The sequence below is a fragment of the Actinospica robiniae DSM 44927 genome (assembly GCF_000504285.1).
GTDB lineage: Bacteria > Actinomycetota > Actinomycetes > Streptomycetales > Catenulisporaceae > Actinospica > Actinospica robiniae.
Genome location: NZ_KI632511.1, coordinates 1,209,454 through 1,230,575, shown reverse-complemented (window position 1 = coordinate 1,230,575; position 21,122 = coordinate 1,209,454). Strand labels below are relative to the sequence as shown.

General features: G+C 69.8%; 18 protein-coding genes. 13 read left to right on the top strand and 5 right to left on the bottom strand.

All coding sequences use genetic code 11. From position 1 onward, the window contains the following. Positions 1-36: 36 nt before the first annotated feature. Together ACTRO_RS47945 and ACTRO_RS47940 are read right to left on the bottom strand one after the other, a co-directional pair. Positions 37-915: a phosphatase PAP2 family protein gene (locus ACTRO_RS47945; RefSeq protein ID WP_051450349.1), complete on the bottom strand. Its 879-nt coding sequence runs from the start codon at positions 913-915 to the stop codon at positions 37-39. A gap of 89 nt (positions 916-1,004) precedes the next feature. Continuing rightward, the gene (locus tag ACTRO_RS47940) at positions 1,005-2,078 is read right to left on the bottom strand and encodes a DUF4124 domain-containing protein (RefSeq protein WP_169739819.1); all 1,074 of its coding nucleotides are present in this window, start codon (positions 2,076-2,078) and stop codon (positions 1,005-1,007) included. A 539-nt stretch (positions 2,079-2,617) separates the two neighbouring features. Here ACTRO_RS47940 and ACTRO_RS05285 point away from each other — a divergent pair. The 7 genes from ACTRO_RS05285 (at position 2,618) to ACTRO_RS05260 (ending at position 9,959) form a co-directional block, all read left to right on the top strand. Further along, a complete protein-coding gene (locus ACTRO_RS05285) occupies positions 2,618-3,997 on the top strand; it encodes a ricin-type beta-trefoil lectin domain protein (protein ID WP_034261559.1) in 1,380 nt (459 codons plus the stop codon). Beyond that, positions 3,994-4,410: an RICIN domain-containing protein gene (locus tag ACTRO_RS49460; protein WP_245594302.1), complete on the top strand. Its 417-nt coding sequence runs from the start codon at positions 3,994-3,996 to the stop codon at positions 4,408-4,410. Before ACTRO_RS05285 ends, ACTRO_RS49460 begins: the two co-directional genes overlap by 4 nt. Further along, positions 4,302-6,167 carry an RICIN domain-containing protein gene (locus ACTRO_RS05280; RefSeq protein WP_245594301.1) on the top strand — a complete coding sequence of 622 codons (1,866 nt, stop codon included), beginning with the start codon at positions 4,302-4,304 and terminating at the stop codon, positions 6,165-6,167. Before ACTRO_RS49460 ends, ACTRO_RS05280 begins: the two co-directional genes overlap by 109 nt. 171 nt (positions 6,168-6,338) lie before the next feature. Beyond that, positions 6,339-7,247: an ABC transporter ATP-binding protein gene (locus tag ACTRO_RS05275; RefSeq protein ID WP_034261557.1), complete on the top strand. Its 909-nt coding sequence runs from the start codon at positions 6,339-6,341 to the stop codon at positions 7,245-7,247. Positions 7,248-7,250: 3 nt separating this feature from the next. Then, a complete protein-coding gene (locus tag ACTRO_RS05270) occupies positions 7,251-8,033 on the top strand; it encodes an ABC transporter permease (protein ID WP_034261555.1) in 783 nt (260 codons plus the stop codon). Between the two features lie 7 nt (positions 8,034-8,040). Next, positions 8,041-9,315 carry a sensor histidine kinase gene (locus ACTRO_RS05265; RefSeq protein WP_211244106.1) on the top strand — a complete coding sequence of 425 codons (1,275 nt, stop codon included), beginning with the start codon at positions 8,041-8,043 and terminating at the stop codon, positions 9,313-9,315. After that, positions 9,312-9,959 carry a response regulator gene (locus tag ACTRO_RS05260; RefSeq protein WP_034261553.1) on the top strand — a complete coding sequence of 216 codons (648 nt, stop codon included), beginning with the start codon at positions 9,312-9,314 and terminating at the stop codon, positions 9,957-9,959. Before ACTRO_RS05265 ends, ACTRO_RS05260 begins: the two co-directional genes overlap by 4 nt. A gap of 24 nt (positions 9,960-9,983) precedes the next feature. Here ACTRO_RS05260 and ACTRO_RS05255 read toward each other — a convergent pair whose 3' ends face one another. Next, positions 9,984-10,409 carry a hypothetical protein gene (locus tag ACTRO_RS05255; RefSeq protein ID WP_034261551.1) on the bottom strand — a complete coding sequence of 142 codons (426 nt, stop codon included), beginning with the start codon at positions 10,407-10,409 and terminating at the stop codon, positions 9,984-9,986. Beyond that, positions 10,406-10,840, bottom strand: a complete 435-nt coding sequence (locus ACTRO_RS05250; protein ID WP_034261549.1) for a MarR family winged helix-turn-helix transcriptional regulator — start codon at positions 10,838-10,840, stop codon at positions 10,406-10,408. Before ACTRO_RS05250 ends, ACTRO_RS05255 begins: the two co-directional genes overlap by 4 nt. A 219-nt stretch (positions 10,841-11,059) precedes the next feature. Between ACTRO_RS05250 and ACTRO_RS05245 the strand changes: the two genes are divergently transcribed. Together ACTRO_RS05245 and ACTRO_RS05240 are read left to right on the top strand one after the other, a co-directional pair. Continuing rightward, complete coding sequence (locus ACTRO_RS05245) at positions 11,060-12,085, top strand: LacI family DNA-binding transcriptional regulator (protein WP_034261547.1); 1,026 nt, start codon at positions 11,060-11,062, stop codon at positions 12,083-12,085. 171 nt (positions 12,086-12,256) lie between these two features. Continuing rightward, positions 12,257-13,954, top strand: a complete 1,698-nt coding sequence (locus ACTRO_RS05240) for a beta-1,3-glucanase family protein (RefSeq protein ID WP_034261545.1) — start codon at positions 12,257-12,259, stop codon at positions 13,952-13,954. A 76-nt stretch (positions 13,955-14,030) separates the two neighbouring features. Here ACTRO_RS05240 and ACTRO_RS05235 read toward each other — a convergent pair whose 3' ends face one another. Then, positions 14,031-15,872, bottom strand: a complete 1,842-nt coding sequence (locus ACTRO_RS05235; protein ID WP_034261543.1) for a glycoside hydrolase family 76 protein — start codon at positions 15,870-15,872, stop codon at positions 14,031-14,033. Positions 15,873-16,390: 518 nt separating this feature from the next. On the opposite strand from ACTRO_RS05235, the gene ACTRO_RS05230 reads away from it, so the two are divergent. From ACTRO_RS05230 to ACTRO_RS05215, 4 genes are read left to right on the top strand one after another with little or no spacing between them, the layout of a single operon-like run. Next, positions 16,391-17,503, top strand: coding sequence for an ABC transporter substrate-binding protein (locus ACTRO_RS05230; protein WP_034261541.1), 1,113 nt, complete (start codon positions 16,391-16,393; stop codon positions 17,501-17,503). Positions 17,504-17,525: 22 nt separating this feature from the next. Continuing rightward, the gene (locus ACTRO_RS05225) at positions 17,526-19,124 is read left to right on the top strand and encodes a sugar ABC transporter ATP-binding protein (RefSeq protein ID WP_051450347.1); all 1,599 of its coding nucleotides are present in this window, start codon (positions 17,526-17,528) and stop codon (positions 19,122-19,124) included. Further along, positions 19,121-20,092, top strand: a complete 972-nt coding sequence (locus ACTRO_RS05220) for an ABC transporter permease (protein ID WP_034261539.1) — start codon at positions 19,121-19,123, stop codon at positions 20,090-20,092. Before ACTRO_RS05225 ends, ACTRO_RS05220 begins: the two co-directional genes overlap by 4 nt. Further along, positions 20,089-21,102 (top strand): ABC transporter permease, encoded by a 1,014-nt coding sequence (locus ACTRO_RS05215; RefSeq protein WP_034261537.1) that lies wholly within the window; start codon positions 20,089-20,091, stop codon positions 21,100-21,102. The genes ACTRO_RS05220 and ACTRO_RS05215 overlap by 4 nt, the downstream gene beginning before the upstream one ends. The last annotated feature ends 20 nt before the right edge of the window (positions 21,103-21,122 follow it).

Sequence of the window (21,122 nt, the reverse complement as noted above, 5' to 3'; positions counted from 1 at the left end):
AGCCTTCCCGGCGCGGATGACGGAAAAACGAGATGATCACACGTGTCCGCCGTCACCGCCGCCGCCCTCGCGGGTCGTGCGCACGCCCCAGCGGCTGGTGCTGCTCCACGCCTCCACCCGCGTGCGCAGCCCCGGCGACACGCGGGGCCACAGCGCCCGCGTGCAGCGCTGCGCGGCCAGGGTCAGCACGAACAGCGCGGCCGCGACGATGGCGTCGCCCCAGTAGTGATTGCCCGTCACGACCACCACCCAGGTCGTCAGCACGGCGTGCACGATGCCGAGGTAGCGCCAACGCGAGGTGGTCACCCGCAATGCGCACACCGCGACGAAGAGCGCCCACGCCACGTGCACCGAGGGCATCGCGGACAGTTCGTCGGCAGACCCGACGCTCGTGGCGTAGACCGACTGGTGGTAGAGCGCGGCGGTGTCGACCACGCGGATGCCCGGGACCAGCCGCGGCGGCGCGACCGGCAGGAACTGGATGAGGAAGCACGCGGTGGTGACGATGCCCAACGTGGTGCGCCAGCGCGGGTAGGCGTCCCGGTGCCTGATGAACAGCCAGATCAGGAAGAGGATCAGGACCGTGAAGTGAGCGGCGTAGTAGTAGAGGTTGGCGGCTTCCGCCAGCAGCGGGTGCGGCAGGATCAGGCTCTGCAGCCACACTTCGCTCGGCAGATATAAGGTGCGCTCGGCGTCCCAGATCCACCGCCCGCGCACGATCGCGTCCGGGGCGCTGCCGGAGGCGAGCGCCCCGGCCAGCTGCCAGAGTGCGTACAGTCCGATGATCAGGGCGAGCTCGTGGATGGTGGGCTGCGCTCGGAGCCACAGCCCGCGGCGGGTCAGCAGGACCCACCCGGCAGCCAGGACCGCGGAGATCACCGTCGCCTGCTGCCACGTCCACATGATGTTGGGCACGGCCGAACATCGTAGGTCAGATCGCCCGGAAAGTGAGCTATGCGGATATTCTGGCGCGCCGCGGGCCAGGACGGCCCTAGGCAGTACACCTAGCCGGTCGGCTCGCCGTAGTTCAGCGGCAGGGCCTGCAGCCGGCTGATCGGGATGCCGATCAGGACGAGGTAGCGCGAGACGCTCTCCGGGATGAGCCCGAGCCCGGTCGGATCGAACAGCTTGTCGTACGGATCGGCTCCGCCGTTCGCCGCCTCCAGCGGCCGCGGGTCCTCGGCCTGGGTGACCAGCGCGCCGGCGGTGTCGGTCAGGATCAGTCCGTACTGCTGCATGGCGCGGGCGATGGTGCGCGCCGCCGGGTTCAGCAGGGTATTGACGTTGAAGGCCGGGTCGAGCCGGAAGCGCTGGCCTTCGCACGGGTAGTCCGCGCCGGCGGTGTTGCCGTCGTCGCGGGTGGCCGGCCAGGAGAAGCAGCCGGCCTGGGTGTGCACGGTCTCGAGGTTGATCGCGTGGTCGATGTGGCCGCGCGCCAGCTCGTCCGGTCGGATCAGGTACGCGCCGAAGGGCAGCCCGGAGGCGCTCGCGCCCAGGGGGTTGTCGAAGATTCCGGGGTTGGCGGAGTAGTGCTCGATCTTGCCGCCCCAGCAGGCGGACCAGTTCCCGTCCGCGTCCTGCTGGGCCCGCCAGAAGTCCCAGTAGGTGTCGGTGGACGGCTGGTAGATGGCCACGGACTCGTCCGTGCCCTGCGAGACCACCATCCCGGCCGGGGTGGGCACGTCGGTGAGCGAGTCGGCGATCACCGGTGCGAGCTGCGGCAGGTTCTGGCAGTCGGAGTAGGTCCATGTGGTCGTCGGCGTGTCGGCGTCGACGTAGTAGATCGGCGCGGAGTAGGTGTCGGTGTTCACCGCCCAGAGTCCGTAACTGCCGCGTGCGTCCTGCACGAGGTTGTTCACGATCGCCTGCGAGTTCGGCGCCAGCGGCACGTCCGCCGGCAGCGGTGTGTTCCACGGCCCGGTGGGGGAGAAGCCGTTATCCGTGTGCTGAGCGGCTGAGCCGCTTACGGCGGCGGTGTCGCCGGAGTCCGCGTGCGAGGCCTGCGGGGACAGGCCGAGCGCGAGCGTGAGCGCGACGAAACCCGCCAGACGGCGGGCGGAACGCACTGGTCGACGCAAGGGTTGTCCTTTCACTCTCGATGATCGGGGTCCGGGTCGGTCAGGTGCATCCGGGCCAACCCTTCCCGTCGAGGTGACGATGCGCAAGGAGCACGGGACAGCGGGTGATCTAAGGACTCGAAGCCGCAGCGCCGGGGTGTGGGCGCGGGCGGGGCGGGATGAAAGCTTCCGGGGGTTGCGCGGGGGTTCGGATCATGTCGTGGATTCCGCTCGGTGGGAGCATGATCAGGGTTTATATATATGAACTCTGGCCACGGTGCTGAACAACGTCACGATAGAGGGCGGAAACGGCGGCGTCAACGGGTCCGCGCGGCAGGGTTCGAAGACCACTGAAACAAGGCTCTGTTACATCTCCGAACGATAACAATCCGCAGTGGTGTAAACCTTTCTTACTCCGGCCCGTTGACCGCCCCGCGCCGCGCTGCTGCAATCGCTGGCACGGCCGCCACCGTTCCGTTCACGGACGGCGCGCGTGCAGCCCCCCGACCGGCGCGTACCCGCCCGCCGGCCGCCTTTCATCGAAAGGGTCGATCATACCCATGTTCATACGTAGAATCGGAACGCGGCTGCGGCGGAGCCTGCCGCTGCTGACCGCCGGCACCGTCGTCGCCGTCGGCGGCGCGGTCCCGCTGCTCGCCGCCGGGCCGGCCGAGGCCGCCAGCGCGCTTCCGGCGCACTACGCCGCGCCCTACCTCCAGATCTCCACCTCGGACTCCGGCGACATGGCCGCCGACATGGCCGCCACCGGCCTGAAGTACTACACGCTCGCGTTCCTCACCCCGAAATCCGGCTGCACGCCGGAGTGGGAGGACGGCGGCTACGGCGTCGGACAGTTCAACTCGCAGATCAGTTCGCTGCAGGCGGCCGGCGGCAACGTCATCGTCTCGTTCGGCGGCGCCGAGGGCGGTGAGTTGGCGCAGACCTGCACCAGCGTCTCGTCGCTGACGGCCGCTTATCTCAACGTGGTCAACACCACCGGCGCCACCCGGCTCGACTTCGACATCGAAGGCGGCGTGCTCTCCGACACCGCCTCGACGGCCCGTCGCGACCAGGCGCTGGCCGCGTTGCAGGCCGAGGACCCGGCGGTTCAGGTGGACTTCACCCTCGCGGTCGACCCCGACGGCCTGCCCACCGGCACCGGCTCGGAGTACGCGCTGCTGCAGGACGCCAAGTCCAAGGGCGTGAAGGTCTCCGTCGTCAACATCATGACGATGGACTTCGGCGACGGGCAGAACGCCCTGAACGACGCCGAGTCGGCGGCCGTGGGCACCGCGAGCCAGCTCGCGAGCCTCTACGGCATCTCCACCACGGCCGCGTACAACATGATGGGCCTGACCCCGATCGCGGGCAAGAACGACGACAACGAGAACTTCACCACCTCCAACGCGAGCTCGCTGGAGAGCTTCGCCGCGGGCAAGGGTGTCGGCGAGCTCGCCTTCTGGGAGGTCGACGAATACGACAAGGGCACCGGGTACCAGTACTCGTCGATCTTCAACAAGATCACCGGCACGAGCTCCGGCGGAGGCGGCACCAACTCGACCATCGTGGGAAACAACTCAGGTCTCTGCCTGAGCGTCACCGGCGCGTCCACCTCGGCCGGCGCGACCGCCGACCTCTACACCTGCAACGGCAGCGCGAGTGAGAACTGGAAGGTCAACAGCAACGGGACCATCACCGGCAACAACTCAGGGCTCTGCCTGAGCATCAGCGGCAACTCCTCCGCGGTGAAGTCCACCGCCGACATCAACAGCTGTGACGGCGACGGGTACGAGCAGTGGTCGGTGAAGTCCGACGGGACCGTCGTCAACGGCGCGACCGGCCTGTGCCTGAGCGTCACCGGTGCCGCGACCACGAACTACGCGACCGCCGACGTCTACACCTGCAACAGCAGCGTGAGCGAGTATTGGACGGTCGGATGACGCGCGCACGCACCTGGCGCAACCGCGTCATCGGTTTCGTCGCGGCCGTGGCCACAGCCGCCGGCCTCGGCATCGCGGGACCGATCGCGGCGCACGCGGCAGCCGCGCCCCCGAGCGGGACGATCGTCGGGAACAACTCGGGCCTGTGCCTGAGCGTCACCGGCGCCTCCACATCGGCCGGCGCCGGCGCCGATCTCTACACCTGTAACGGCAGCGCGGCCGAGAACTGGACGCTGGAGTCGAACGGCACTGTCCTCGACAACAATTCAGGGCTCTGTCTCAGCGCGCCACCGGCAACTCCTCGGTGCTCAAGACCGTCGCGGACATCAACACCTGCGACGGCGACGCCTACGAACAGTGGAGCGTGGGCTCGGGCGGCACCCTCGTGGAAGGCGCCTCGGGCCTGTGCTTGAGCGTCACCGGCTCGGCCACCACGAACTACGCGACCGCCGACGTCTACACCTGCAACAGCAGCGCGAGCGAGTTCTGGACGGTCCCCACCAGCGGGGCTTCCGGTACCACTCCGGCGTTCGGGCCCAACGTGTACGTGTTCACCCCGTCGATGTCGACCACGACGATCCAGAACGACATCAACGCCGTCTACGCGTCGCAGCAGTCGAACCAGTTCGGCACCCAGCGCTACGAGCTGGCGTTCGAGCCCGGCACCTACAACGTGACCGTGCCGGTCGGCTTCTACACCGAGGTCGTCGGTTTGGGCCAGAACCCGACCCAGACGGTGATCACTGGCGGCGGGGTCTACACCGACGCGAGCTGGTTCGGCGGCAACGCTACGCAGAACTTCTGGCGTGACGTGGAGAACATCACCATCGACCCGTCCTCCGGCTCCACCGAATGGGCCGCGTCCCAGGCCGCGCCCATGCGCCGGGTAAAGATCATCGGCAACGCGGTGCTGGCCGACGACAACGGCTGGGCCTCGGGCGGATTCATCAGCGACTCGGTGGTCACCGGGCAGGTGAACTCGGAGACGCAGCAGCAGTACCTGTCGCGCAACGACCAGTTCGGCAGCTGGACGAGTTCGAGCTGGAACATGGTGTTCGTCGGTGACACCGGCGTGCCCGGGCAGAGCTTCCCGAGCCCGCCGGACACCAACGTCGGCTCGACGCCGACGATCGCCGAAAAGCCTTACCTGTACATCGATTCCGCCGGGAACTGGGACGTGTTCGTACCCGGAGACCGCAGCAACTCCCAGGGCACCAGCTGGTCCGGCGGCAACACCGCGGGCACCTCGCTGCCGATCAGCGACTTCTACATCGCCACTCCGAGCAGCACGGTGGCCCAGATGAACGCGGCGCTCGCGGCGGGGCAGGACCTGCTCTTCACCCCGGGCGTCTACCAGATCAACGGCACCATCAACGTGACGAACCCTGACACGGTGGTGCTGGGTATGGGCATTGCGACGCTGGTGTCCAACGGCGGCAACACGATCCTGTCCACCGCCGACGTCAACGGGATCCGGATCGCGGGTCTGCTCTTCGACGCCGGCACTACCAACACCGCCACCCTGGTGCAGATCGGCCCGACCGGTTCGAGCGCGAGCCACGCGAGCGACCCGACCGTGCTCTCGGACGTCTTCGTCCGGATCGGCGGCGCGACCGTCGGTCAGGCATCGGAATCACTGCTGGTCAACAGCAACAACGTCATCGGTGACGACCTGTGGCTGTGGCGAGCCGACCACGGCAACAGCGGAACCGTCGGCTGGAGCACCAACGCCGCGGCCAACGGCCTGGCGGTCAACGGCGCGAACGTGACCATGTACGGACTCGCCGTCGAGCATTATCAGCACATTCAGACCCAGTGGAACGGCAACGGCGGAGCGATCTACTTCTACCAGAGCGAGATGCCCTACGACCCGCCCAACCAGTCCTCCTGGATGAACGGCTCCTCGGACGGCTACGTCTCGCTCAACGTCCACTCCACCGTCACCGACTTCCATGCCTACGGCCTGGGTGTCTACTGCCTGTTCACGAACACGAGCGTGCAGGCCGCGAACGCTATCACCGCACCTAACTCGTCGGGCGTGCAGTTCAACGACATGGTGACGATCTCGCTCGGCGGCGGCGGAGGCGGAACCATCGACAACGTCATCAACGGCACCGGCGGCCGGGTCGGCTCCGGTCAGGAGAAGGAGGACCTGACCAGCTACAACTGACCCGGGCGTCCGAACAGGGGAGTGCGGCATCCACCGATCGGTGGATGCCGCACTCCACCGCGTCGGTCCATCGTCCGACCCGGCCGGTCGATTCGGCGCACCCCCCTTCACCGGCATCGTGGACTACGTCGGAACAAGACGAGAACCCGCCGAACGGGGAGGACGAGGACGATGCCGGTCATCGAGGTCGAGCGTCTGCACAAGCGCTATGGCGAGGTCACGGCCGTGGACGAGGTCACGTTCACGGTCCAGGAGGGGGAGATCTTCGGGATCCTCGGCCCCAACGGCGCCGGGAAGACCACCACCGTCGAATGCATCTCCGGGCTGCGCTCCCCGGACACCGGCCGGGTCCGGGTCCTCGGGCTCGACCCGATCAGCGACAAGGACGAGCTGCACCAGAGCGTCGGGGTACAGCTGCAGGAGGCCGGTCTGCCGGACAAGCTGCAGGTGGGCGAGGTGATGGCGCTGTTCGCGTCGTTCTACCGCGACCCGGCCGACGTGGACGCGCTGCTGCGCCGGCTCGGCCTGGCCGAGAAGGCCACGGCCCGCTACAAGAAGCTGTCGGGCGGCCAGAAGCAGCGCCTGGCCATCGCGCTCGCCCTGGTCGGCAACCCGAAGGTGGTCGTGCTCGACGAGCTGACCACCGGGCTCGACCCGCACGCCCGCCGGGAGACCTGGGACCTGGTCGAGCAGGTGCGCGACAACGGGGTGACCGTGCTGCTCGTCACGCACTTCATGGAGGAGGCCGAGCGGCTGTGCGACCGCCTCGCCCTGATCGACCACGGCCGGGTGGTGGCCATCGACACGCCTGACGGCCTCGCCGCCCGCAACGGCGGCGGCCAGCGGATGCGCTTCCGCCCCTCCGCGCCGATCGAAGACGCCGACCTGCTCGCGCTGCCCGACGTCGCCACCGTGGAGCGCCACGGCAGCCAGATCGAGCTCACCGGCGGCGCCGACCTGGTCCAGGCTGTCACCTCGCTGCTGGCGCGCCGTCAGATCATCGCCGGCGGGCTGCGGATCGAGCAGTCCAGCCTGGACGACGCTTTCATCAACCTCACCGAGCAGAGCAAGGAGAAGTAGAAGATGACCGCGTTGACCATCGCCGCGGCGCCGCCCGCGCACCAGGGCCGCCGGATGACCGCCCGGGGCTTCCGCGCCCTGATGGGCATGCACGTGAAGCTGATGCGCCGCGAGCCGGGCATCTTCGTGATGATCCTGCTGCCGCTGGTGCTGCTGATCATCTTCGGCTCGATCCCGGGGGCCAAGAAGCCCGTGGCCGCCCTCGGCGGGCGCACCACGCTCGACGTGTACGTGCCGACCATCGCCGCCATGGTGCCGCTGTTGATCGCCTGCTCCGGATTGCCGACGATTATGGCCTCGTTCCGGGAACGCAACGCGCTGCGCCGCTTCTCGGTCAGCCCGGTGCCGCCGGGCGGGATGCTCGCCGCGCTGGTCGCCGTCCTCTCGGCGTTCGCACTGGCCGGCATCGTGCTCATCGTCGTGCTCGGCACGGCCGTGTTCGGCGCGCACATGCCGTCCAACCTGGGCGCTGTGGTCAGCTCGTTCCTGCTCGGCTTCACCGCCGTGATGGCCGTCGGCATGATCGCCGCCGCGGTGGCCACCACCAGCGGAATGGCCGCCGGCATGGGCATGCCGTTCATGATCCTCAACTTCTTCTTCGCCGGTCTGTACGTGCCCACCGCACAGCTGCCGCACGTGCTGCAGACCATCGGCGAGTACGTGCCCTTCGGCGCGGTGGTGGACGCCTGGGCCGGCCAGGGCCAGCTCTGGCAACACCTTGCGGTACTGGCCGGATACACTGTGGTGGGCGGATTCGCCGCCGCCAAGCTGTTCCGTTGGGAATGAGAAGGCAGTGAATACGCAGGAGCGCGAGCGCCAGATGGAGGCGACCACCAAGGTCCTCCCCTATGTGGCGCTCGTCGTCGCGCTCGGTCTGGCACTGGTCACGGGCAGTTCGTCGACCGGGTACCGGGTCGCGGCCGTGGGCCTCTCGGCGGTCGCGGCGCTGTGGATGGCCCTCATGCACACCCCGATCCGCCAGCGCGACGAGCGCAAGGTGCGGGGCACCGTCTTCTACCTCGGGCTGCTGGCCTGCATCGCCGGGCTGATCCTGCTCAACCCCTTCTTCGCCGTGTTCGGGTGGAGCGGATACCTGTTCGTCGCGCTGGTGCCGGGCTGGTGGAAGCTGCCCGCCATGATCGCCAACGCCGGGCTGATGGCGGTGTCCGAGGTCGGCGGGACCGCCCAGCTGCACGGCCTGGTGTGGATTGCCTACTTCGGCCTGTTCGCGGTGAACACGTTCATCGTGGGGATGCTGACCAAGGCCGGGATGGACGAGGAACTGCGCAACGAGCAGCGGATCAAGGAGATCGGCGAGCTCTCCGAGGCGAACCGGCGGCTCGCCCAGACGATGGAGGAGAACGCCGGCCTGCACGCTCAGCTGGTGGTCCAGGCCCGGGAAGCCGGCATCTTCGACGAGCGCCAGCGGATGGCCGGGGAGATCCACGACACCCTGGCCCAGGGCCTGATGGGGATCCTGGCGCAGCTCGAGGCGGCCGACCTGGCCGAGCACGACGGGCCGCGCCGCCGCCGTCATCTTGGCCTGGCCAAGGAGCTGGCGCGGGAGTCGCTGGCCGAGGCCCGGCGCTCGGTGCAGGCGCTGCGGCCGCGCCAGCTCGAGGCGGCCCGGCTGCCCGAGGCGCTGCGCGACCTGGCCAAGCAGTGGACCCAGACCTCCGGCATCCCGGTCCGGGCCGAGGTGGACGGCGAGCCCTCGCCGTTGCAGCCGGCGCTCGAGGTCGTGCTCTTCCGCGCGGCCCAGGAGGCGCTGGCGAACACGGCGAAGCACGCGGAGGCGGCCCACGTCGGCATGACCTTGACATACATGCACGACCAGGTGTCGCTGGACGTGCTGGACGACGGCAAGGGCTTCGACCCCGACGCCGTCGAGCCCGCGCCCGCGAACGGCACCGGCTACGGCCTGTCGGCGATGCGCCACCGGCTGCGGCAGGTGGGCGGGAGCCTGGAGATCGAGAGCACGCCGGGCGACGGGACGACGGTGAGCGCCAGCGTGCCCGCGCTGTACTTCCATGAACGGAACCAGGGAAACGAGGCGGGCCAGGCATGACTGACCAGGAGCAGCCGATCAGGCTCCTGATCGTGGACGACCATCCGATCGTGCGCGACGGGCTGCGCGCGGTGTTCGAGAGCGAAGACGCGTTCGAGGTGGCCGGCCAGGCCACGGACGGCGCCGAGGGCGTGGATCGGGCCGTCGCGCTCGAGGTCGACGTGGTGCTCATGGACCTGCGGATGCCGAAGATGGGCGGGGTCGAGGCGATCCGGACGCTGCGTGAGCGAGCCCCGGAGGTCAGGGTTCTGGTGTTGACCACCTTCGACAGCGACGAGGACGTGCTCCCGGCGGTGGAGGCGGGCGCGACCGGCTACCTGCTCAAGGACGCACCGCGGGACGAACTGGTCCGCGCCGTGCACGCCGCGTATCGGGGCGAGGCCGTGCTCGCGCCGTCGGTGGCGCAGAAGCTGATCGGGCGCGTGCGTACGCCCGCGGTCCCGCCCGAGCAGCAGCTGACCGAACGCGAACTCAAGGTTCTGGCACTGGTCGCGGCCGGCACCACCAACCGCGAGGCGGCGAAGCGGCTGTTCATCAGCGAGGCGACGGTCAAGACGCACCTGCTGCACGCCTACGCCAAGCTCGGCGTGCGCGACCGCGCGGCGGCCGTCGCGGAGGCGTACAAGCGCGGCCTGCTCGGCTGACGCAGGGCATGGAGTCGCGCCCGGTCAGGCGTCGGCGGCGTTCCACGGGAATGGCGCGAGATCGGGCGCGATCCAGCCGGTTCTGGCCTCGGCGCAGGCGAGGGTCGCGGAGCGGTAGAACCGGGTGAGCAGCCTCTTGTCGAGGAGCTCCGGATTGTGTGCGGCGAAGGTCTCGAAGTCGGTGGCGGCGCTGTGCTCCACGTGGTGGCCGATGAGCTCGACCCAGGCGCGGCTGACGGTGGCGTTGTACTTCTGAGGCGCGCCGGCGTAGCGGGCCACCATCTGAATGCCGTTGCTGACCAGGCCTATCGCCATCGAGGTGCCATAACGGCGGATCACGAGGAAGGTCAGGTGCACGTGCTGGCGGTGGGCGAAGTGCTCAGCGCCGGCCATGACCTCGGCCATGAACTCCGGGAACGGGGATTCGGGGTGCGTGTCGTGCGCGGTCATGAGCCTTCCTCGGTCAGTGCGTTCAGGACGGCGTAGAAGCCTGCGACCGCCTCGGGGGAGAGGGCGCCGAGGGCGCGGCGTTCGATGTCGGCGAGAGTCCTGGTGATGACGGCGGCGGTGTCGCGGCCGGAGTCGGTCAGCTCGATCAGGACGGAACGACGGTCGCCCGCGCGCGTGGTGCGGGTGATGTGGCCGCGGCGTTCGAGTCGGTCGAGAACGCTGGTGAGCGTGGTGGGCTTCGTCCCGACGGCGGCTCCGAGCTGGGAGACGGTGCGGCCGCGGCCGTCGGCGAGATTGGCGAGGGCGTTGATCTCGGAGGGGTTGAGGTCGAGGTCGACGAGTTCGGTGGCGATCAGCTGCAGAGTGGCGTGCGTGGCGCGCTGGAGGGCCAGGAGCGCCGAGCGGGGTGGCGGCACGGATGCGGACTTCACGATTTCGGATAATACGAAATCGGAGTAAGCTCGTCAAGGGACGGGGCGCCGCCGCGTCCGCGCGCGTCCGGCGACGCGCCGGGGAGGTGCTACCGCGCTCCCGGGGTGATCGCCGCCGGTGGGGCCGGTGACACGGTAGCCTCGCTCTCGGTGGTCGACGCACGGTTCCGGGCTTGTCGCGGCCGCCTTGCCCGGTCGTTACCCGAGGAGAGAGCTGCGATGGCGTCGACGCTCAAGGATGTCGCCCTGCGGGCCGGCGTCTCCGTACGCACGGTCTCGAACGTGGTGAACAACTACGTCTACGTCGCCGAGGAGACCCGGGCCAAGGTCCAGGCGGCGATCGACGAGCTCGGATACCGCCCGAACCTGCTGGCCCGCAACCTCAAGCTGGGCCGCTCCGGAATCATCGGACTGGTCGTGCCGGAGCTCGACGTGCCGTACTTCGCCGAGCTCGCCCGGCTGATCGTGCAGGAGGCCCGGGCCGCGGGCTACACCGTGCTGATCGACCAGACCGACGGGGACGAGCGGCGCGAGCGGGAACTGGTGACGGAGGATCCGCGCGGGGTGAGCTTCGACGGCATGATCGTCAGCCCGCTCTCGCTCACCGCCGAGCAGTTCGAGGCCCGGCGCACCACCGCCCCGGTGCTGCTGCTCGGCGAGCAGCTGTTCACCGCGCGGGTGGACCACGTCGCGATCGACAACGTGGCGGCGGCCCGGGAGGCCACGGCGCACCTGATCTCCCTGGGCCGCACCCGGATCGCGGCCATAGGCGTGCAGGAGGGCGTCGGCACCGCGATGCTGCGCACCCGCGGGTACCGGGAGGCGTTCGCGCAGGCCGGCCTGCCGCTCGACGAGGCGCTGATGATCCCGACCCGGTTCTACCACCGGGCCGACGGGGCCACGGCGATGGCCCGGCTGCTCGACCTGCCCGAGCCGCCGGACGCGGTGTTCGCGTTCAGCGACCTGCTCGCGCTCGGCGCCCAGCGGGTCGCGCTGCACCGCGGCCTGGCCGTGCCGCGGGACGTGGCGATCGTCGGCTTCGACGACATCGAGGACGGCCGCTACTCCACCCCGACGCTGACCACGATCGCGCCGGACAAGGCGGAGATCGCCCGCGCCGCGGTACGCCAGATCCTCGCCCGGATCGACGGCACCGACGCGGACCGGGGAGCGGGGTCGAAGGAGATCGAGTCGCCGTACCGGCTGGTCGTGCGGGAGAGCACGCTCGGCGTGACCGCGGCCTGAGCCGGCCGGCCGCGACCGGCGCCGCCTTAAGCCTGACTTAGCGTCAGTCTTAAGCGCCGAAAACGTTTCCGGAATCCCGGGGTACACCGCTTGACGGCTTGGGAGAGCGCTCTCATACTCGATGGCACCCACATCCGTAAACGTTGTAAAGATTCTGCGGAAGGCCCACTCATGATCGATCGCAGAAAACTGCTGTCCCTTTCCGCCGTCGCGGTCGGCGGCTCCGTTCTCGGCGTCGGCGCCGGCGCGCTCGGCTCCAAGGCCCAGGCCACCTCCTCCACCCTGCAGATCGCGTTGCAGAACACCACCACCTCCTCCACCGTTTATGCGTACGTCACCGGCAACGCCATCGACAACGGCAATGCCCTGATGCTGCTGCAGGCCGACGGGCACACCCCGTACTACCCCTCCTCGCCGTCCGCCACCGGCTCGGCCCTCGGCGCCAACTGCGCGATCCCGCTCGGCGCGCCCGGCAGCACCACCACGATCACCATCCCGCACATCGCCGGCGGCCGGCTGTGGTTCTCCGTCGGCGCCCCGCTCACTTTCCTGCTCAACCCCGGCCCGGCGCTGGTCGAGCCGTCGGTGACCAACCCGTCCGACCCGAACATCAACCTCACCTGGGATTTCTGCGAGTTCACCTTCAACAGCGCGCAGCTGTACGCGAACATCAGCTACGTCGACTTCGTCTGCCTGCCGATCTCGCTGAAGCTGACCAACTCCGCCGGCGCGGTCCAGTCGGTCTCCGGCATGCCGGCCAACGGGCTGAGCACCGTCTGCTCGAACCTGATCGCGCAGCACAACGCCGACGGCGCGGGCTGGAACCAGCTGGTGGTGACCTCCTCCAGCGGTGCCAACCTGCGGGCGCTGAGCCCGAACAACGGCATCGTCAAGAACTCCTCGCTCTTCTCCGGCTACTACCAGTCCTACGTGAACCAGGTCTGGTCCAAGTACGCGAGCAGCTCGCTGACCGTGGACACCCAGGCGTCCTGGGGGAGCGTGAACGGCAGCGTCTCCGGCGGCGTGCTCAGCTTCCCGGGCGTCGGCAGCTTCGCCCAGCCCTCGGCCGCCGACATCTTCAGCTGCAGCACCGGCCCCTTCGCCAACGCCTCCGGCGAGATGGGCGCGCTGATCGCCCGGATCAGCGCGGCGTTCAACCGCAGCACCCTGCTGACCGACACGAACCAGCCGGACGGCGAGAACCCGGCGAACTACTACGCCAACTCGATCACCAACCACTACGCCCGGATCGTGCACGCGGCGAACCTCGACGGCCGCGGCTACGCCTTCCCGTACGACGACGTGACGCCGAACGGCGGCGTCGACCAGTCCGGGTTCGTCGCCGACGGCAACCCGGTGCTCTGGACCGTGGCCGTCGGCGGCGGCACCGCCACCGGCTCCACTCCGAGCCCGTCGGCCTCGGCCACCGCGACCGGCGGTTCCGGCGGCACCGCGATCAGCGCGTACTCGACCATCCAGGCCGAGAGCTACAGCTCCAGCAACGGCACCCAGACCGAGACGACGACGGACACCGGCGGCGGGCAGGACGTCGGCTACATCCACAACGGCTGCTGGCTCGCCTACAACAACGTCAACTTCGGCTCCGCCGGCGCCACGCAGTTCAAGGCGCGCGTCGCCTCCGGCGCGGCCGCCGGCATCAGCGGACTGATCGAGGTCTGCATCGACAGCCCGACCGCGACGCCCGTCGGCAGCTTCGCCGTCGGCTCGACCGGCGGTTGGCAGACCTGGGAGACCGTCCCGGCCAACATCTCCAAGGTGACCGGGACGCACACGGTCTACCTGGTCTTCTCCAGCGGCCAGTCCGCGGACTACGTGAACGTGAACTGGTTCACCTTCGCGCAGTCCTGATACACGCAACGCCGGAGGCCCGGCGCGGAGTCAGTGCTCTGATGCCGCGCCGGGCCAGCCGGCAAGCTCATCCCTCCTATGGCGCCGCCAACAGTGCTTCGAGCGCGCTCGCCTGCGTGCGCCAGTCGCTGACGTTCGGGTTCGAGCCGGAGCTCTGGCCGGACCAGCGTTCGCCCAGATGGTTGAGCGAGTCGCGGTCGTTGTTCCAGATCGACGTCGCCTGGGCGTCCAGGAACGTCGTGTACGCACCGCCGGCGGCGCTGTTCAACTCCGCGAGGTAGCGCACGAACACGCCCTTGAACTGCTTCTGGTTGTCGTCGCAGGTCGCCGAAAGTGTGTCGCAGGACTCTGTCAGTACGCCGTTCGTCACCAGAGCGGAGGAGCCGATGGCCGAGTTCGCGAGGTAGCGCGCCTCGCTGAGGTCCGACGCGTCGCCGGTCGCGTGCCACATCTCCACCGCCGCGCCGATCGCCAGGCCCTGGTTGTAGCTCCAGACCGTCTGGCCGTTGTTCGTGCACGAAGACGTCTGGCCGTCGTTGACGAGCCCCGACGAGTTGATCATTCCGCTGGAGCGGAACCAGTTCCACGCCGTGGTGGCGCGGGAGAGCCAGGCGGTGTCGCCGGAGATCCGGTTGTGCAGAGAAGCGGTGAGCAGCACGTAGAGGCCGTTCGTGACAGCGTTCTTGTACGTCTTCTGCTGGTTCCACCACACGCCGCCGCCGCAGGTGCCGGAGCTGTCCCACAGGGTATTGACGTAGTCGGCGATGGTGACGGCCTCGTTGAGGTAAGCCTGGTTGCCGGTCAGGTCGTAGGCGTCGATCCAGGCCATCGCCCACCACTCGGAGTCATCGGTGGCCTGGCTGATGAAGTCGCCCTGGATCGCGTCGGAGCTGCGGGTGCCGGCTGGGAAGGCGACCCGGTCGACCTGGTAGGTGCGGTTGACGATCCACTCGTACCGGGTGTCGCCGGTCTGCCGGGTGTAGTCGATGATCGCGGTCAGCGCGACGGCGGAATTCCACCAGCTCGACGGCCACCAGGCGTTGTAGGGGTCGTAGGAGTACATCAGCGCGTCCGCGGCGGCGCTGGTGCGCACGGAGGTGGACCGGGCCCAGGCGGTGCAGCTGCCGTTCTGGCCGGTGACCGCTCGGCCGCAGGCGCGCACGGCGCCGCCGTAGAGCCGGCCGAGGGTGTCGTCGATGTTGATCTCGACGGTCTGCGTCCCGGTCGCGCCGGACGGCACGCTCACCCGGCCTTCGGATGAGCCGTCCGGCCAGCTCGAGCCCTCGTTCCAGGAGCGGTCCAGCCACACCTCGTCGCCGGGCGCGCCGCCGGAGATCGAGGCCCAGGCCATGCCGGAGGAGTCGACGTGCAGCGAGATGTCGCGGCCGCTGAGCGTGGTGTCGGGCACCGGCTGGGTGTTGCCGGTCGAGCCGCTGCTCGCGGCGCCGTCGCAGCGGGTCGTGCAGACCTGCGCGTGGACCCAGCTCGTGCAGACCACGCCGGCGGCGTCACCGCAGGCGCGCACGACGGCGCGGCGGTGATCGGAGGGGTCGTACATGTTGTACATCAGGGTTCGGGTTCCGGTCCACGTACTCGGGATCCAGGCCTGGCCGAGCAGTCCGTCCCAGGTGCTCCCACCGTCCCAGGAACGGTCGATCCACACCGAGTCGTTCAGCTTGCCGTCGTCGATGCTGGCCCAGGCCATAGCGTCCACGTCGTCCACGTGCAGTTCGATGACGCGGCCGTTCTCGTTCAGGTTCGCCGTCGGGAACGTCTCCTGCTGCGCGAGCGAGGGGTCGCGGGTGTCGCAGTACAGGGCGCAGACGGCGGAGGCGGCGGCGGCCGGCGGGGCCGCGCCGAGTAACAGGGGAAGGGCCGCGGCAAAGGCGGCCAGCAGGGGTAGCAGAGCTCTGCGCATGCGTACCTCCCGATGTGCGTGGGCGCTTGGAAGCGTCGTGGCGGACGCCGCCCGACCCGTGGCCCCGGTCTCCATCCGCTGGACCGGGGCCACGGGGGCTCGGGCGCGCTGAGGGTGCTGTGGGCTGTGGGTTGCGGACTCGTGGTGCCGTGGGCGGGCTCGCGGACGGACTGTGCGGGCAGCCCGATACAACGATGTAAGTCCTTATTCAGACACGATCCTGACGGTGCGTCAAGCATCCGTCACCTTCAGGTTCCGGAACCTGATGCGCTTTCGGCCAATGCCGCCGGAATCACCGCAGCTGAGCCGCGATATCTGTCCACACCGGTCAGATTCCGCCGGAAATAGCGGGCTTGACAGCGTCTCAGGGCCGTGCGTCAATGTCGCTGCATCGTTGGAATTTCTCAGCTTCGATGCCTTGCTCCCTCACGGGCACCCCGCACCGCGATTCCCTCCGCCGCGCCGACCGGCCGGTCAGGCGTGTTTTGATCCGTTGACGAGGAAGTGACCCCCATCCCATGCACAGCTCTCCGCGTAGCGCCCTCCCCACCCGTCCGGTCGCCGCGGCCGCCCTGGCCGCCCTGTGCCTGGCCGGCGCCGCCTCCTGCGCCAAGTCGGCCACCGGCTCGAACACCGCGGCCGCGGCCACCGGCACCGCCGGCGCCCAGCAGGTGGTCAGCGCGGCCGCCTCCGGCCCCGGCTGCACGTATCAGACTTATGCCGGCGGCGTGCCGAAGCTGGATCTGACCGACGGCTCGACCGTGGTCGGCTTCTCCCAGTCCGAGTCGACCAGCAACCCGTTCCGGGCCACCGAGACCGACTCGATCACCGCGCAGGCCAAGGCACTGGGCATCAAGCTGATCCAGCGCAACGCCGACGCCGACGTGAACGCCCAGAACTCGCAGATCGAGGACATGATCGCGCAGGGCGCCAAGGTCCTGATCGTGGCGCCGGAGAACTCGGCCGGCCTCGGCCCGGCGCTGGCCGAGGCGAAGCAGAAGAAGATCCCGGTGCTCACCATCGACCGCACCGCGAACGGCACCGCGTGCAGCGATTTCATCGCTTTCATCGGCTCGAACTTCTACGGCCAGGCGCAGATCGCCGCGGACGACCTGGCGACCGCGACCAACGGCACCGCCAAGGTGGCCATCCTCTCCGGCACGCCGGGCAACAACGTCACCACCGACCGGACCAACGGCTTCCAGGCCGAGGTCAAGGCCAAGTACCCGAACCTGACCGTGGTCGCCTCGCAGACCGCGAACTTCGACCAGACCGACGGCCAGACCGTGATGGCCCAGCTGCTGCAGGCCGACCCGGGCATCACCGCCGTCTACGCCGAGAACGACGAGATGGCCCTCGGCGCGATCCAGGCCATCAAGGCCGCCGGGAAGACGCCGGGCAAGGACATCAAGATCGTCTCCATCGACGGCACCCAGCAGTGCGTGCAGGACGTCGCGAGCGGCACCGTCTACGCCGACATCGAGACCAACCCGCGCTTCGGCCCGCTGGCCTTCTCCTCGCTCGAGGCCTTCTACGGCGCCGGCGGCGTGGCCGACAAGGTGATCATCAAGGACAACCACTTCACCCAGGCCAACGCGCAGCAGGCGCTGTCCGGCGGCGAGGTCTACTAGAGCCGCCGGGCGGAGCCGAGCCATGCCGATCGAGACATCGCAGCCGCCGCCGGGCCCCGAGCCCGGCGCGGCCCCGCCGGGGCTCGAAGCCCGCGGCCTGACCAAGTCCTTCGCCGGAGTGCACGCCCTGCGCGGGGTGGACCTGCTGGTCCGCCCCGGCGAGGTGCACGCCCTGATGGGGGAGAACGGCGCCGGCAAGTCCACCCTGATCAAGCTGGTCACCGGGGTCTACCGGCCGGACGGCGGCACGATCCGGCTGGCCGGGGCCGAGCGCGCCTTCCGCACCCCGCTGGAGGCGCAGGCTGCCGGCATCTCGACGATCTACCAGGAGGTCAACCTGGTCCCGATGATGTCGGTGGCGCGCAACCTCTTCCTCGGCCGGGAGCCGCGCCGGCTCGGCCTGGTCGACCTGCGCACGCTCAACCGCGAGGCCGCCGAGATCCTGGCCCGCTACGGCGTGCACGCCGACGTGACCGCGCCCGTGCACACGCTCGGGCTCGGCGCGCGGCAGATGGTGGCCCTCGCCCGGGCGGTGCACACCCGCGCCCGGGTGGTGATCATGGACGAGCCGACCTCGAGTCTCGAACCCCGCGAGGTCGCCACTCTCTTCCGCGTCATCAGGGGTCTGCGGGAGCAGGACGTAGCGGTGGTCTTCGTCAGCCACCGGCTGGAAGAGCTGTACGAGATCTGCGACGCCGTCACCGTGCTGCGCGACGGCCGCACCGTGCACGGCGGCCCGATGGCCGAGCTGCCCCGGATGCGGCTGGTCTCGCTCATGCTCGGGCGCGACGTCGCCGCCGCCCGGGACGGCCGGGTCACCGCGTTCACCGAGACCCGGCGGCAGCCGCTCCCGGCCGAGGCGCCGGCCCTGAGCATCAGCGGACTGACGGACCGGCACCGGCTGCGCGGAGTCGCCCTGGACGTCGCGCCCGGCGAGATTGTCGGGCTCGGCGGCCTGCTCGGAGCAGGCCGCAGCGAGACCGCGCAGGCCGTGATCGGCGCCCGGCCGGCCGCCGGGACCGTGCGCGTCGGCGGCCGGGCCGTACGGCGGCGCAGTCCGAAGAGCGCGATCCGGGCCGGGGTGGCGATGCTCGCCGAGGACCGCAAGGCCGAGGGCATCATCCCCGGGCTCTCGGTGCGGGAGAACATCGTGCTCGCGGCGCTGCCCCGGCTCTCCCGGGCCGGGGTCGTCTCCGCCGCGAAGCAGCAGGGCGTCGTCGAGTTCTTCATCGACCGGCTCCGGATCAAGGCCTCGAGCCCGGAGCAGAAGGTCGAGGACCTCTCCGGCGGCAACCAGCAGAAAGTGCTGCTCGCGCGGTGGATGTGCCTGAAACCCAGCGTGCTGCTGCTCGACGAGCCCACCCGGGGTATCGACGTGGGCGCGAAGGCGCAGGTGCAGGCGATCATCGACGAGCTCGCCGCGGAGGGTGTCGGCGTGCTGCTGATCTCCTCCGAGCTCGACGAGCTGATCGAGGGCTCGGACCGGATCATCGTGCTCAAGTCCGGCGTCGTCGAGGCCAGGCTCGAAGGCGAGCAGGTCGGCGCGGACGAGCTGATGCGGGCCCTGGCCGGCGACGAGAGGGAGACCGCCGAGGGGCCGGGGGAGGAGGGCGCGCCGTGACCACCGCGACCATCGAACCCACCGACGGGCGCGGTCCGCGCGTGCGCGCCCTCGACCTCGCCCAGCGCTACGGCGTCTACGCGGCCCTGGCCGTCCTGCTCGCCGTCGCGACCTCGCTCGACACCCAGTTCCTGTCCGGGTCCAACCTGCGGGTCCAGCTGTTCCAGACCGCTCCGACCCTGCTCGTCTCGCTCGGCATGGCCCTGGTGATCGGCACCGAGGGGGTGGACCTGTCGGTGGGCGCCACGATCGCGCTCGCCGCCTCGATCATTCCGCTCTATCTCGGCTACGGCCCGGTGCTCGCGATCGGCCTCGCGCTGCTGATGGGCGCCGTGGCCGGACTGCTCGGCGGCGCCATGGTGGCGTTCGCCGGCGTGCAGCCGATCGTGGCCACGCTCGCGCTGATGATCGGACTGCGCGGCGTCGCCGAACTGCTCAACGGCGACGCGGCCAAGCCGGTGCTGGATGCGACCGTACTCGGCCTCGGCGAGAACACCCTGCTCGGCGTTCCGGTGATGGCCTGGATCGCGGCGGCAGTCACCCTCGCGGTCGGCTTCACCGTCCGGCGCACGACCTTCGGGCGGCAGCTCGTCGCGGTCGGGGACAACAAGCGCGCGAGCCTGCTGGCCGGCCTGCCGGTGCAGCGGATCCTCGTCACCGTCTACGTGGTCTCGGGCGTGCTGGCCGCGCTGGCCGGAGTGCTCATCGTCGGGCACGGCGCCGAGGCCGACCCGGCGAATCAGGGATTGGATATGGAGCTGAACGCGATCACCGCGGTGGTGGTCGGCGGCACGCCGCTGACCGGCGGCCGGGTGCGCGTGCTCGGCACCGTGGCAGGAGCCTTATTCATGCAGCTGGCCACGGCCGTGCTGATCCAGCACAACGTCCCCGCCTCCACGACGCAGATCGTCGAGGCGGCGCTGATCTGCCTGGCCGTGTACGCCTCGAGGGATCGGGGGACGCGATGAGCCTGCGCACCACCGCGCACGCGGCCTCCGCCCCGGCTCCGCGGCCACACGCCGACCTGCGCGAGACCCCGCGCGAACGCTGGATCCGCCGGGCCGAGCGGCGCGGGCCGCTGATCGTCCTGGTGCTGGTGTGCGGCATCGCGACGGCGGCTTCCCCGTCCTTCGCCTCCTGGTCCGACATCAGCACCATCCTGGGCGGCAACGCGTTCGTCTGGCTGCTCGCGCTCGGGATGACCTTCGTGATCACCACCGGCGGCATCGACCTGTCGGTCGGCTCGCTCTACGCACTCGGCGGCGTGCTCGCCGCGCGCGGCGCGAGCACCGGCGGTTGGGCCTCGATCCTGTTGCCGCTCGCGGTGTGCGCCGCCTGGGGAGCGGTCCAGGGGCTGCTGATCGCGTACGGACGGATGGCGCCGTTCATCGTCACGCTGGCCGGACTGCTCGGCGCGCGCGGCCTGCTCCAGGCGCTGACCGATCAGGGTTCGACGACGTACCTGGTACCGCAGGGTTCGTGGTTCCTGCGCCTCGGCGCCGGCACCTGGGTCCCAGTCGGGATCGTCGCAGTGCTCTTTCTAGCCGGCTGGGTGCTGATGGAGCGCACCGGGTACGGCGCGAACCTCACCGCGATCGGCGGCAACGAGAACTCCGCGGTGCTGCTCGGCCTGCCCGTCGCCCGGACGAAGGTGCTCGTCTACCTGCTCTCCGGGACCCTCGCCGGCGCGGCCGGCGCGCTCGGCGGTGCGCGGCTCGGCTCCGGCGTGACCACGGTCGGCGTCGGCTACGAGCTGACCGCCATCGCCTCCGTGGTGATCGGCGGCACGCTGCTGACCGGCGGCTACGGCACGATCGGCGGAACCGTCTGCGGCGTGCTGCTGCTCGCGGTCATCCACCAGCTGATCGACCGTTACCTCTCGCAGTACGGCTCGGCCATGACGAACGCCGTCGACGGCGGCTTCCTGGCCCTGGTCGTACTGGCCCAGGCCGCCCTCGAGCGATCCCGCCGAAGGTGACCCCGATGGCTGCCGGGCGA